11 protein-coding genes are annotated in these 13181 nt (G+C 61.0%); 3 read left to right on the top strand and 8 right to left on the bottom strand.

Translation table 11 applies throughout. The features are described 5' to 3' along the window. Positions 1-2: 2 nt before the first annotated feature. Positions 3-860 (top strand): RNase adapter RapZ, encoded by an 858-nt coding sequence (rapZ, locus tag CUR33_RS18580; RefSeq protein WP_090255514.1) that lies wholly within the window; start codon positions 3-5, stop codon positions 858-860. Between the two features lie 12 nt (positions 861-872). Continuing rightward, positions 873-1145 carry an HPr family phosphocarrier protein gene (locus CUR33_RS18575; RefSeq protein WP_090255517.1) on the top strand — a complete coding sequence of 91 codons (273 nt, stop codon included), beginning with the start codon at positions 873-875 and terminating at the stop codon, positions 1143-1145. Between the two features lie 67 nt (positions 1146-1212). Here the strand turns inward: CUR33_RS18575 and pmbA are convergent, their stop codons facing one another. After that, the gene (gene pmbA, locus CUR33_RS18570) at positions 1213-2559 is read right to left on the bottom strand and encodes a metalloprotease PmbA (protein ID WP_160089128.1); all 1347 of its coding nucleotides are present in this window, start codon (positions 2557-2559) and stop codon (positions 1213-1215) included. A gap of 103 nt (positions 2560-2662) precedes the next feature. On the opposite strand from pmbA, the gene yjgA reads away from it, so the two are divergent. Next, complete coding sequence (yjgA, locus tag CUR33_RS18565; RefSeq protein ID WP_160089130.1) at positions 2663-3184, top strand: ribosome biogenesis factor YjgA; 522 nt, start codon at positions 2663-2665, stop codon at positions 3182-3184. Between the two features lie 48 nt (positions 3185-3232). Here yjgA and tldD read toward each other — a convergent pair whose 3' ends face one another. The 7 genes from tldD to mreC form a co-directional block, all read right to left on the bottom strand. Then, positions 3233-4690, bottom strand: a complete 1458-nt coding sequence (gene tldD / locus CUR33_RS18560) for a metalloprotease TldD (RefSeq protein ID WP_289240533.1) — start codon at positions 4688-4690, stop codon at positions 3233-3235. Further along, positions 4687-5556 (bottom strand): carbon-nitrogen hydrolase family protein, encoded by an 870-nt coding sequence (locus CUR33_RS18555; protein WP_289240532.1) that lies wholly within the window; start codon positions 5554-5556, stop codon positions 4687-4689. Before CUR33_RS18555 ends, tldD begins: the two co-directional genes overlap by 4 nt. Positions 5557-5641: 85 nt before the next feature. Continuing rightward, positions 5642-9475 carry a YhdP family protein gene (locus CUR33_RS18550; protein ID WP_289240531.1) on the bottom strand — a complete coding sequence of 1278 codons (3834 nt, stop codon included), beginning with the start codon at positions 9473-9475 and terminating at the stop codon, positions 5642-5644. A 31-nt stretch (positions 9476-9506) separates the two neighbouring features. Then, positions 9507-10964: a ribonuclease G gene (rng, locus tag CUR33_RS18545; RefSeq protein WP_160089138.1), complete on the bottom strand. Its 1458-nt coding sequence runs from the start codon at positions 10962-10964 to the stop codon at positions 9507-9509. Between the two features lie 61 nt (positions 10965-11025). Beyond that, on the bottom strand, positions 11026-11646 hold the full coding sequence (locus CUR33_RS18540; protein WP_170049175.1) for a Maf family protein: 621 nt from the start codon (positions 11644-11646) through the stop codon (positions 11026-11028). A gap of 45 nt (positions 11647-11691) precedes the next feature. After that, positions 11692-12177 (bottom strand): rod shape-determining protein MreD, encoded by a 486-nt coding sequence (mreD, locus tag CUR33_RS18535; protein ID WP_289240530.1) that lies wholly within the window; start codon positions 12175-12177, stop codon positions 11692-11694. After that, a complete protein-coding gene (gene mreC / locus CUR33_RS18530; protein WP_448703206.1) occupies positions 12177-13088 on the bottom strand; it encodes a rod shape-determining protein MreC in 912 nt (303 codons plus the stop codon). Before mreC ends, mreD begins: the two co-directional genes overlap by 1 nt. Positions 13089-13181: the final 93 nt, after the last annotated feature.

Raw genomic sequence — 13181 nt, 5'->3', positions numbered from 1 at the left:
GCATGCGCCTGATCATCGTTAGCGGTCGCTCCGGCTCTGGGAAGAGCACCGCCCTCGATGTGCTTGAGGACAACGGTTTCTACTGTATCGACAACCTGCCAGCTGGGCTGCTGCCTGAACTGGCTGAGCGCGCCCTGCTGCACACCGAACTGCTGCATCCGCAGGTCGCAGTGTCGATTGATGCGCGCAACCTGCCGAGCCACCTCAAGCGCTTTCCCGAGCTGCTTGAAGAAGTTCGCGCACGGCACATCAAGTGCGATGTGATCTACCTGGATGCCGACGAAGAAACCCTGCTCAAGCGCTTCTCGGAAACCCGTCGGCGCCACCCGCTGACCAACGAGAGTCGCTCGCTGGCTGAAGCCATCGCCGATGAAGCGCTGCTGCTAGGGCCGATCATCGACCTGGCCGACCTGAAGATCGACACCACTCACCTCAACCTGTATCAGCTGCGCGACAGCCTCAAACTGCGCTTGCTTAACCAACCCGAGCCGGGTACCGCGTTTCTGCTGGAGTCCTTTGGTTTCAAGCGCGGCATGCCGGTGGATGCTGATCTGGTATTCGATGTGCGCTGCCTGCCCAATCCCTACTGGAAGCCGGACTTGCGCGACTTCTCCGGCCTCGACCAGCCGGTAGTCGACTACCTCTCGGCCCAGGCTGATGTCGAAGACATGTACCAGGACATCCTAGCCTACCTGACCAAATGGCTACCGCGCTTTGCCGCCAGCAACCGCGCCTATGTCACGGTGGCAATTGGCTGCACTGGCGGTCACCACCGCTCGGTGTACCTGGCCAACCGCCTGGGGGAAACCCTCAAACCCATCCTGAAAAACGTTCAGACTCGCCACCGCGACCTCAGTTAAGGAATTGCCGCGATGCCCGCCTGCGAAATCACCATTATCAACAAACTTGGCCTGCACGCCCGCGCGGCGGCCAAGTTTGTCGGCGTCGCTGGGCGTTTTCCCTGCCAGGTTAAGGTAGGTCGCACGCCGGAGAGTCTGGTCGACGGCAAAAGCATCATGGCAGTAATGATGCTCGCCGCCGGCAAAGGCACACCTGTGCACCTGCACACCGAAGGCGAGCAGGATAGCGAGGCGCTGCAGGCCCTGAGCGAGCTGATCAACAACTACTTCGACGAAGGCGAATAGCTGATCGAGAGACAGTAAAAAGGGGCTGAACGCTTACGCGTTAGCCCCTTTTTTCATGCGATCTGAATCAACTACCCGCCACAGTCATCCGCTCAATCAGCACCGAACCTGTGCGGATATTGCTGCGCAGTTCCAGATCATTACCGACTGCAACAATCTGCTTGAACATGTCGCGCAGGTTGCCGGCAATCGTGACTTCCTGCACCGGGAACTGGATTTCGCCATTCTCAACCCAGTAGCCACCGGCACCGCGCGAATAATCACCGGTGACCATATTCAGGCCCTGGCCCATCAGCTCAGTGACCAGCAGACCACGCCCCATGCGCTTGAGCAGCGCCTTCTGGTCTTCATCGCCATGGCTTACAAACAGGTTATGCACGCCACCGGAGTTGGCGGTGCTGGGCATACCCAGCTTGCGTCCGGAGTAGGTGCCGAGCACATAGGACAGCAGCTCGCCGCGCTCGACAAAGGATTTTGCATAGGTCGCCAGACCGTCGCCATCAAAGGCAGCGCTGCCCAGCGCACGGGGGATATGTGGGCGCTCATCCAGTGTCAACCACGTAGGGAATAACTGCTGACCTAGTGTCCCTTCAAGAAACGACGACTTGCGGTACAAATTGCCGCCGGAAATCGCCGCGAGAAAACTGCCAAACAGGCCACCCGCTAATTCTGCAGCGAACAGCACTGGCACTTCGCAGGTCGGCACCGGACGCGCACCCAACCGGCTTACCGCACGCTCGGCGGCACGACGGCCAATGCTGCTGGCATCGGCCAGCAACTCACCCTGGCGATTAACGTCGTACCAATAGTCGCGCTGCATCTGCCCGCCGTCTTCGGCGATCATCACGCAGCTCAAGCTGTGCCGCGTGCTGGCGTAACCGCTGATAAAGCCATGGCTGTTGCCATAAACCCGGCAGCCTTGATGGGTATTCAGCGTGGTGCCGTCGGCGTTCTTGATCCGCTGATCGGCAGCAAAAGCCGCAGCCTCACAGCTCAAGGCCTGCTCGATGGCTTGCTCAGGCGTGATCGACCAGGCGTGGTACAGATCCAGCTGGGGCAGCTCGCGGGCCATGAGTGCAGCATCGGCCAAGCCGGCGCATTCGTCTTCAGAGGCATGTTTGGCAATCGCCAGGGCGGCCGCGACCGTTTCACGGATCGCCGCCTCACCACTTGCAGAGGTGCTGGCAGAGCCCTTGCGCTGCCCCACATACAACGTGATGCCAAAACCTTGGTCGCGGTTGAACTCGACTGTTTCCACATCACCCTGACGCACTGTGGTGGACAAGCCCTGCTCCACCGAGACGGCAACCTCGCAGGCACTCGCGCCCTGCTTTTTAGCCTCGGCAATAATCTGCTCCACCTGCGCCTGTAAATGCGGCACAGCCTGCGGGCCGACGATGTCTACTGCACTCATAAGAACTCCTGAACGATAAGCGGCAAACGCGGCCACACAGGCCAGACGCTTACAGCTGGAAACTTGCTGCTATCATGTCGGCGTTTTCCACTGGACCGCCACCATGTCTGAATACCTTGACGACGACTTCTCCGGCGAGAAGAGCAAAACCCAGATCAAGCGCGAGTTTCATGCGCTGCAGGATCTGGGGCAACGCCTGACTACCCTGAAACTTGATCTGCTAAACAAGCTGCCGCTGACCGACGAGCTGCGCCGCGCGCTGGCCGAAGCGCCCAAACACACCGCCAATGCCGCGAAGAAGCGCCATGTGCAGTTTATTGGCCGCTTGATGCGCGATCAGGACATCCCCGCCATCCTGACCCTGCTCGACCAGCTGGATGCCTCAACCCGCCAGTACAACGAACGTTTTCATAACCTGGAACGCTGGCGTGACCGCTTGCTTAACGGCGACGACGACACCCTGGAAAAATTTGTCGTCGAATACCCCGACGCCGACCGCCAGCACTTGCGCCAGCTGATCCGTCAGGGCCAGCACGAACTGGCGCAGAACAAAGCGCCTGCCGCGTCCCGCAAAATCTTCAAATACATCCGCGAACTGGACGAAACCCAGCGCGGCTTGCGCTAGACCAGCACATCGATTGGGCTGCGCAACGCTCAACCCAATCGACGATTTTTAGCTGCCTGTCCCGCCCACCGTAATCGCATCAATCTTCAGCGTCGGCTGGCCCACGCCAACCGGCACCGATTGGCCGTCCTTGCCGCAGATGCCAACACCGCTGTCCAGTGCCAGGTCGTTACCAACCATCGACACCTTGCTCATGGCTTCCGGGCCATTACCGATCAGGGTGGCGCCTTTAACCGGGGCGGTGATCTTGCCGTCCTCGATCAAGTAAGCCTCGCTGGTGGAGAACACGAACTTGCCGCTGGTGATATCCACCTGACCGCCGCCGAGGTTGGCGCAGTAGATGCCCTTCTTCACCGAACGAATGATTTCTTCCGGGTCGCTCTCGCCGGCCAGCATGTAAGTGTTGGTCATGCGCGGCATCGGCAGGTGCGCGTAGGACTCACGGCGACCGTTACCGGTGGCAGCAACACCCATCAGGCGGGCATTCAGCTTGTCCTGCATGTAGCCCTTGAGCACGCCGTTCTCGATCAGCGTGGTGCACTGGGTCTGGGTGCCTTCATCGTCCATGCTCAGGGAACCACGGCGCTCGGCCAGGGTGCCATCGTCGACGATGGTGCACAGGCTGGACGCCACCTGCTCGCCCATGCGGCCGCTGTAGGCCGAACTGCCTTTACGGTTGAAGTCGCCCTCCAGGCCATGACCGACGGCCTCGTGCAGCAGCACGCCAGACCAACCGGCGCCCATCACTACGGGCATCGTGCCTGCTGGGGCTGGAATCGCTTCCAGATTGACCAGCGCTTGACGCAGCGCCTCACGGGCATAGCCCATGGCGCGCTCTTCGTTATTGCTGGTCTGTTCGAGGAAGTAGCGGTAATCGGTACGCCCGCCGCCGCCTTGGCTGCCGCGCTCGCGACGACCGTTCTGCTCGACGATCACGCTGACATTGAAGCGCACCAGCGGGCGAATGTCCGCGCCCAGGCTGCCGTCATTCGCCGCCACCAGAACGCGATCCCACACCCCGGCCAGGCTGACCGAGACCTGCTTGATGCGGGGATCAAGGGCGCGGGTGGCGACGTCGATGCGCTTGAGCAGTTCGACCTTTTCCGCCCGTCCCAGCACATCCAGCGGGTTGTCCTGGGCATACAGCGGTTTGACCAGCGGGCTGCTGAACGCTTGCACACGACCGTTCTGCCCAGCACGAGCAATCGAACGGGCCGCTCGCGCAGCCTGACTCAGAGCATCGGCAGTGATCGCATTGCTGTAGGCAAAACCGGTTTTCTCACCCGACTGAGCGCGTACACCGACACCCTGATCGAGGTTGAAACTGCCTTCCTTGACGATGCCGTCTTCCAGCGCCCAGGTTTCTGAGACCTGGCTCTGGAAGTACAGGTCGGCCGCATCGATTCCCGGCCCGGCCAAGTCAGCCAGAACCGCAGGCAGGTGTTCAATGGTCAAGCCGCCCGGCCCCAGCAGATGTTCACTGACGGATACCAACATACTGTTCATTGCTCAATCTCGTTGATGACTGTTGCACCTGGCAGCCGTGGTTCGGCTGCCGCAAAAAATCGTTTATGCCGCGCCACCGGCATGCGCTGGCGGATCGCCGCCTGCTCGGCTGCATCTCGTTCGGCCAGCAGCACCCCCGGCCCCTGCGGCAGCTCCGCGAGCACGCGACCCCATGGATCGACCAGTGCTGAATGACCAAAGGTTTCGCGCCCGCCAGGATGAGTGCCACCCTGTCCAGCCGCCAGCACGTAGCACTGGGTTTCGATGGCCCGCGCGCGCGTCAATATCTGCCAATGTGCCGCACCGGTAACCGCAGTAAAGGCCGCCGGCGCGCAGATCAGCTCGGCACCGGCTGCGCGCAGGGCACTGTACAACTCGGGAAAGCGCAGGTCATAGCAAACGGTCATGCCCAAGCGCCCGACCGGGGTATCGGCAACGACGACCTGAGCGCCGAAGGCGTAATCATCCGACTCGCGGTAACGGCCATGGCTGTCGCTGACATCCACATCAAACAGGTGCAGCTTGTCATAACGGGCCACGCGTTGGCCGGCATTATCGATCAGCAGGGAGCAGGCATGCGCCTTGGCGTCGGGCTGGCCATCCGGCGGTAAGGGCAAGGTACCGGCGACAATCCACAGGTCCAGGTCGCGGGCGGCCTGTTGCAGCCAGGGCAGAATCGGCCCCTCACCCAGCGCTTCGGCACGCCCCAGCACGGCTTGGTCACGCCGGCCCATGGCGGCAAAATTTTCCGGTAACACCGCAAGCCGTGCACCTTGCGCAGCGGCCTGTTCGAGCAACTGCCGAGCCTGCGCCAGATTGGCCAGGACATCGGCCTGGCTGACCATTTGAATGACTGCGAAGGTCATGACTGCCTTTATCTCAATGTCGGTATGGCTTCAGCTTACAAGCCATACCTGCAGACTGCACGGCTGCATATCAGCCATGCACGGTTTACTGAGGTTTTTCGAAGGGTTTGTCGAAGCTGATGTCCGGATTCTGCCAGGCACCCTTGACGTCGTACTGCACACTGGCAAAGCGCGCCACACGATCCCCAAGCAGCTTATCGGCGATAAACAGCGCACCACCGATGGCCGGCGCACCGACTATCAGCGCAGCCAGTGGCAGGTTGTTGGTCACCGGCAAGGTCACCAACAACTTGGCATCGATACGGTCATTGGCCATATCCAGGGTGCCATTAAGCTCTAGATTGCTCGAAGGGCCTTCAAGGGTGATCGGCTCACGGGTCACGAATACACCGTTATCGGCCACCAGCAATCCCTTAACCCGGTCATAGCTCAGGCCCTTGCCAAGCAGGTCGGAGAAATCCAGGCGCAGGCGTCGGCCGATCGAGTTGAAATTCAACAGGCCGAAAACCCGCAACGCCGAAGCCGGCCCCTCCACCTCGGAGAACTGGCCTTTGCGCAGCGAAGCATCCAGCGTACCGCTGAAACGCTTCAAGCCGAACCAGGCCGGCGAGCCGGGCCAGTCACCCTCGACATCCATATGGAAGTCACGACTACTGGCAGTCGGTGCAAAGCCCCAGGCAATCAGTACATCGGCCAGATCGGCACCGCCCATACGGCCCTTGTAGCTCGTGCGCACGCCATTTGCGGCGTTTAGCCAGGTGGCGCGGCCGCCAATCTTCAGGCCTTTGAGGTTGAGGTCCAACTCGTTGAAATGCACACCGGCACTGACCGGGCGCGCTTTGAGTGACCAGCTGCCCAGCGGTTCGATGCCTTGATAGACCTCGGCGATCCGCACGTCCAGCGCCGGGAAACGGCTCGGATCGAAACTGGCCAGCGGATCGGGCGCATCGACTACAGGCTCGCCGGCGATTTTCTTTTCTGCCGCTGGTAAGCGCAGATAGTCGAGTGTCAAAGCAATCGGCAGCTCACGGGCATCCGGCAAGCCGACCTGGCCTTTGAGCTGCGGGCTGTCGAGGCTGACGGCCCAGGTGGCAGCCTCACGCTGAACCGCGACCTCCAGCGTATCGAGACTGATGCCAAAGCCGCTGAAACGTCCAATACGCAGCTGCGCATCCTTGAACAGTCGCTGTGCATCACCGATCGGTACGCTGGCATAGGGCTGCAACACCGCCTGCCAGGCCGACCAATCCAACTCTGCCACGCGCCCACGCACGCGCAAGCCTTGGCTGGTAGGCAGGCTGGCTGGACCGTCGGCCAAGCGAATCTCACCACGCCCCTGATTGAACTGGCCTGGGCTAGCAGCGAAGGTCAGGCTCAGTAAATCGGCGTAATCCAACCAGTAGCGCTGCTCACGGCCGCCCAGGCTCATGCGCCACTGCGTCGCCCGCGCCTCGGTAGCGGCCTTGCCGAACGGTGCCGGCAAGGCCACCGTCGCGCCTTTAAGGGATGAACTCACGCGCAGTTGACTGTCGGCCCCCTCGAGAATCAGGTTGAGGCGATACGGCAGCGTACCGCTGATGGGCAGCGGCTGGGTCACCCCCAGCCAAGCGCTCAGTTCTTTGACGGCAATCTCTCCGCTGGCCTCAATACGGCTGCGTGCTTTACCTCGCGCACCTTCGGCCAACGCTTTGCCGCGCACCGCATGCCCCAGCACCTGGGCACGAATATCCGGGGCGCTCAGGCCACTGGCGGTGTTGTAACGGAAGGCACCTTGCAGCTGGCTGAATTGCAGCGGCGGGTTGGGCAAGCTGAGTTGTGCGCTTTCAGTAGCGAAATCCACCACCACTGCCGGAGCTAAGCCCTTGCGCAGCGGCAGATCGAGCTTGAGCTTGCCGGCCAGCGCACCAGCACCCGCCCATCCCGCAAACGTTTCGGCAGTGCCTATCGGCGTCTGTTGCAGGATATGCAAGGCATCCTCAACATTGCTGCTCAGCTCACTGGTCAGCAACAGACGCGGCGGCTGGCCCGGCAATGCCGTCGCAATCAATGCCTGAGCATCGCTCACCTGGCTATCGAGAATGCGCCCTTCGGCCAACTCAACGCGTACGCCGCTGTCCTCGATCAAGACGCGGCCACGGCCTTCACGCAGAGCTGGCCAGCCGGGCTGAAAGGCCAACTCGGCATCATGCACAGCAAAGAACAGGCTGATGCTGCGCGCAGCATTTTCTGCACCTTTGTTCAGCGAACCCTGGTATTGGAAATAGCCTTCATCCACCGCGCCACCCCGGATGGCACTTTTCAACCAAGCATCCAAGTCAGCACTCATACCCGGCGCACGGCTTGGCAGGTATTTCTCGGTAAAGCGCGCATCGCCGTTGCGCAGCCCGACACGCAGGTCCATGTAATCTTCCTGCGTCGGGTCAACACGCAGGCGGATGAGGAAGTCACCGGCGACCGGCCCCTCCTCACCCTGCACACGCAGGTACGGACTGCGTAAGGTGAAGGCGTGCTCGTCAATCTGCCAGGTCAGCAAGGCGTTGGCTTTCTGGTAGACCCAAGGTTTAGGGAACAGGGTGTCGAGGTGCAGGGAAAAATCTTCGCTGTCCAGGCGTAACTCACCCTGACCGAGATCACCGCTGATGCTGCCGCTGACGTTTTCTGCGGCCGGCGAGCCAAGGTATGCGGCAAAACCGATGCGTTCCAGGTTGGCCGAGAACTGCAGGCGTTTGCCATCGATCAACCGCGGCCGGTAGTCGAGTTGAAGATTGCGCAGCGCGCCATGCGGTTTGAGTTGTTCAAGCAGCGCCAGCCCCTTATCCGGCAGTGGTGCAAGCCCTGCCACCAAGGGCTGAAGTGGCGCCAGATCAAGGCGATCAGCACTCAGCAACCATTGTTCCTGTACCTCTGCGCTCTCTGCCTGCTGGGTCAATGCCAGACGCACATCGCCCCAACGCTGTTCACCCCGACTGAACGCCAGATCATCCAGGAGCAACTTGAAGCCTTGCTCGGTGCGGGTGAAATAAGCATTCAGCGCCAGATTATTCAGCGCCACCGACTCGCGTTCGGCGTAGCCGGCCTTGAGTTGTGGCACATGCAGGCGACTGACAGCCCGCTGCACGCCGCCATTGGCCCAGCTCAGCCAGACCTCACCGCCCAGCTGCAACTGCTCAAGCCGCCATTGCGCCAACAGGCTCGTCGGCACCCAGGCCGCCCAATCGCTCTGCGGCAGGCTCAGATACAGCTCGGCTTGGGCGTCTTGCCAGTGCTTGGCGTTTATACGCGTGCGCAACTGCAGGGCAAGCGGCTGGCCATCGGGCAACAGCAGGCGGCCGTCCAGGCGCTGACGCGCGCTGCCGTTACGCAGGGTGAGGTTTACATAGGTCAGGGTTCGTGCCGGCTGATCGAAGGCCTGTATGGTGACTTGGCTGTTGAACAGCGATAGGCGCTTGAGCATCTGCGACTGTGTCAGCACCTGAGCCAGATCGAGCGGCGCGGGTTCATTGCGTTGCGGTAAGCCCTTGAGCGACCAGCTGCCGTCTTCAGCTTGCTGCACGACCAGCTGCACGCCATCCAGCTCAAGCCGGGCAATGCGCAACTGACGCGCCAACAGGCTAGCCAGCACATCAGGCACTACGCGCACCTGATCCAGCTGCAAGGCGCCTGCGCCCTCACCGAGCGCAACATCGTGAGCGGTAAGTACGGGCGAAAAACCCTGCCAGAGGCCTTCCAATTCACCGATCTGCACTGGCATGGCCAACGCTTCACGGGCCTTGTCTTCGGCTTCCAGACGGTATTCGGCGACCAGCGGCACCAGCTCGCGCCCGAGGCTGACATACAGCGCCGCCAATACCAGCGTCAAAGCGCACAGCCCCAATGCCGTACGCAGCAGCAAGGTAACCCAGCGCGCCAACGCGGCCATTCAGTTCACGCCCAGGCGGTAAACGCGCATATCAGAGCAGCACCACATCGTACTGTTCCTGGGAATACATGGTTTCAACCTGGAACTTGATGGTGCGGCCGATAAAAGCTTCGAGATCGGCGACGTTGCCCGACTCTTCATCGAGCAGGCGGTCGACTACTTTCTGATTGGCCAACACGCGATAACCTTCCGGTTGATAGGCCCGCGCCTCACGCAGAATTTCGCGGAAGATTTCGTAGCAGGTGGTCTCCGCCGTTTTCAGCTTGCCGCGCCCCTGACAGGCACTGCATGGCTCGCAGAGCACCTGTTCAAGGCTCTCGCGGGTGCGCTTACGGGTCATCTGCACCAGGCCTAGCTCGGTAATGCCGATGATATTGGTCTTGGCGTGGTCGCGCTCCAGCTGCTTCTCCAAGGTACGTAGCACCTGGCGCTGGTGCTCTTCATCTTCCATGTCGATGAAGTCGATGATGATGATCCCGCCGATATTGCGCAGGCGCAGCTGGCGAGCAATCGCTGTTGCGGCTTCCAGATTGGTCTTGAAGATGGTCTCTTCCAGCGTGCGGTGGCCGACGAACGCGCCGGTATTCACATCAATGGTGCTCATCGCCTCGGCTGGATCGATGATCAGGTAACCGCCGGACTTGAGCGGCACCTTGCGCTCCAGGGCCTTCTGGATTTCATCCTCGACGCCATACAGATCGAAGATCGGCCGCTCACCGGGGTAATGCTCCAGGCGGTCAGCGATTTCCGGCATCAACTCATCAACGAACTGAGTGATCTTGCCGAAGGTTTCGCGCGAATCGACGCGAATCTTCTCGATTTTCGGGTTGACCAGGTCACGCAGGGTGCGCAGCGCCAAGGACAGATCTTCATAGATCACCAGCGGCGTCGGCCCGACCTTCATCTGCGTAGCGATCTGTTCCCACAAGCGGCGCAGGTAACGGATGTCTGCAAGGATTTCATCAGCACCGGCACCGTCAGCCGCCGTGCGCAGAATAAAACCACCGGCTTCCTCGATGCCTTCTGCCGCCACGCAATCGGCCACCACCTGTTTGAGCCGCTCGCGCTCGGCTTCGTCTTCAATTTTCAGCGAGATGCCAACGTGGGCGGTGCGCGGCATATAGACCAGGTAGCGCGAGGGAATCGACAGCTGGGTGGTCAGACGCGCGCCCTTACTGCCAATCGGATCCTTGGTCACTTGCACGACCAGGCTCTGGCCTTCATGCACCAGAGCGCTGATGCTTTCCACCGCCGAGCCTTCACGGGTGGAAATTTCCGCCGCGTGAATAAATGCTGCACGTTCGAGGCCGATATCGATAAAAGCCGCTTGCATGCCCGGCAGTACGCGCACCACTTTGCCTTTGTAGATATTGCCGACGATGCCACGCTTCTGCGTGCGCTCGACATGCACTTCCTGCAGTACGCCGTTTTCCACCACCGCCACGCGCGATTCCATCGGCGTGATGTTGATCAGGATCTCTTCACTCATGCGCTCATCTCTTCTGAGATAAAGCTGAAAGCCCAGGGACTGCGCCGTTAATGGCGGTCACTCACCCGCGACCCGCAACCTCTTGACTGTGAACTGGCAGCGACTGCCAGCACGGAATAGCAAATTCTGCGAGCAACGCGGCAGTTTCACACAGCGGCAAACCCACCACCGCCGAATAACTGCCCTGCAACTGGCTGACAAACACCGCAGCCAGGCCCTGAATACCGTAACACCCGGCCTTGTCCTGCGGCTCGCCGCTGGCCCAGTAAGCCTCGATTTCGGCCTGACTCAATGCACGGAAGGTGACCTGGCTTGTGACCACCCGCGACGCTTGGCGTTCGCGGCTGACCAGCGCCACGGCCGTCAGCACCTCATGGGTTCGCCCAGACAGATCACTGAGCGTCGACAACGCATCGGCGCGGTCGGTCGGCTTGCCAAGAATTCGTCCATCAAGCACCACAGCCGTATCTGCACCGAGCACCACGGCATCCGCGGTATCGGTCAATGCAGCCAGCCCAGCTTGCGCTTTGCTAAGCGCCAGACGCTCTACATAGGCGATTGGCGACTCGCCTGGCAATGCATTTTCATCAATCGGTGCGATTTGCGTGAGGAAGGGCACAGCAATCTGCGTCAACAGCTCGCGGCGACGCGGCGATCCGGAGGCGAGGTAGAGGGTGGCCATTCTGACTTCTCCCTGTCGGATAAACGCAAGGCCCAGCGGCCTTGCTTAATTGACGCCCAGACGCTGATGCAGCCCGCGCAGCAAAGTGCAGACCCAAGGCCAGAGCAGCGCACTGACCAGCGCTGGCAAGACAAAGGTCAAGGTTGGCGGGCGACTGCCGGTCAGCGCGTTCAGCCACAGCTGCACCAGCTGCGCCAAACCGAACACCACCAGCAGCACGGTGCTTTGCTGCCACATGGGGAACATGCGCAGACGCTGATGCAGGGTCAGCACCAGAAAAGTAATCAGAGTCAGGATCAGCGCATTTTGGCCGAGCAAGGTGCCATTCAGCACATCAGCTAACAGACCAATAACCCAGGCCGTAGTCATGCCCACACGATGCGGAACGGCCAAGACCCAGTAGGTCAGAAACAATGCCAACCAGAGCGGCCGCCCCAGCTCCATGAACTTGGGCATGCTCGACACGCTGAGCAGCAGCGCCACGGCAAGTGTCAGCCAGACCACCCAGATGTTGCTTGCTCGTGCGGCCATTATTGCGCGGCCTCCGTCGAATTGGCGGGCGCTGCGGGTGCGGGGGCCGCAGGTTGTTCGGGTTGCGCCTGCTGCAGAATTTCACGGTCCAGGGCTTCCTGCGCCTGCGCTGACTCAGTGGCGCGCTGCTCCGGGGTACGCGGATCGGTGAACACCAGCAGCATGTAACGGCTGCGGTTCAGCGTGGCCGTGGGCACTGCACGGACAATCGCAAAAGGCTGACCGGAGTCGTGAATCACTTCGGACACCATGGCCACCGGATAACCGGCCGGGAAGCGCTGGCCAAGGCCAGAGCTGACCAGCAGATCGCCTTCTTTGATATCAGCCGTGTCAGCAACATGGCGCAACTCCAGGCGCTCCGGGTTACCGGTGCCACTGGCGATGGCGCGCAGGCCGTTGCGATTGACCTGCACTGGAATGCTGTGGGTGGTATCGGTCAGCAGGAGAACGCGAGAGGTGTAGGGCATGACCTCGACTACCTGGCCCATCAGACCGCGTGCATCCAGCACGGGCTGACCCAGTACCACACCGTCTTTTTCACCTTTGTCGATCAGGATCCGGTGGGTAAAGGGATTGGGGTCGATACCAATCAGTTCGGTGGCCAGTACATCGTCGTCAACCAGCGCGGCCGAATTGAGCAGCTCGCGCAGACGCACGTTCTGCTCGGTGAGCGCAGCGAGTTTCTGCAGGCGGCGCTGCATCATCAACTGCTCGGCCTTGAGCTTTTCATTTTCGGCGGCAAGCTCGTTACGCGTGCTCAGCTCTTGGGTCGCGCTTTCCCACACCCGAACGGGCAGCCGACCAACCCAATACACAGGTTCAACAATCAGCCCCAGTTGGGCGCGCAACGGATGCAGCAAAGTGAAGCGCGCATCGACCACCATCAGCGCAGCCGACAACACGGTGAACACCAGCAGGCGTACACCCAGCGAAGGACCTTTGGCAAATAGCGGTTTGATCGGCAGCTCCTCACAGCGTCAGGCAGCAAAACAAAAGCTGCAAGC

Origin of the sequence: Pseudomonas sp. FEMGT703P, from assembly GCF_002786345.1 — a bacterium.
Classification (GTDB): Bacteria; Pseudomonadota; Gammaproteobacteria; order Pseudomonadales; family Pseudomonadaceae; genus Aquipseudomonas; species Aquipseudomonas peli.
The sequence above is the reverse complement of the archived record's forward strand: the minus strand, read 5'-3'. Positions and strand labels throughout refer to the sequence as shown.

Bases quoted from the DNA above. Each gene is read 5' to 3' on its own strand.
- CUR33_RS18575 (WP_090255517.1), top strand. From the start codon at position 873: ATGCCCGCCTGCGAAATCACCATTATCAACAAACTTGGCCTGCACGCC.
- pmbA (WP_160089128.1), bottom strand. From the start codon at position 2,559: ATGAGTGCAGTAGACATCGTCGGCCCGCAGGCTGTGCCGCATTTACAG.
- tldD (WP_289240533.1), bottom strand. From the start codon at position 4,690: ATGAACAGTATGTTGGTATCCGTCAGTGAACATCTGCTGGGGCCGGGC.
- mreD (WP_289240530.1), bottom strand. From the start codon at position 12,177: ATGGCCGCACGAGCAAGCAACATCTGGGTGGTCTGGCTGACACTTGCC.
- CUR33_RS18550 (WP_289240531.1), bottom strand. From the start codon at position 9,475: ATGGCCGCGTTGGCGCGCTGGGTTACCTTGCTGCTGCGTACGGCATTG.
- yjgA (WP_160089130.1), top strand. From the start codon at position 2,663: ATGTCTGAATACCTTGACGACGACTTCTCCGGCGAGAAGAGCAAAACC.
- rng (WP_160089138.1), bottom strand. From the start codon at position 10,964: ATGAGTGAAGAGATCCTGATCAACATCACGCCGATGGAATCGCGCGTG.
- CUR33_RS18555 (WP_289240532.1), bottom strand. From the start codon at position 5,556: ATGACCTTCGCAGTCATTCAAATGGTCAGCCAGGCCGATGTCCTGGCC.
- CUR33_RS18540 (WP_170049175.1), bottom strand. From the start codon at position 11,646: ATGGCCACCCTCTACCTCGCCTCCGGATCGCCGCGTCGCCGCGAGCTG.
- rapZ (WP_090255514.1), top strand. From the start codon at position 3: ATGCGCCTGATCATCGTTAGCGGTCGCTCCGGCTCTGGGAAGAGCACC.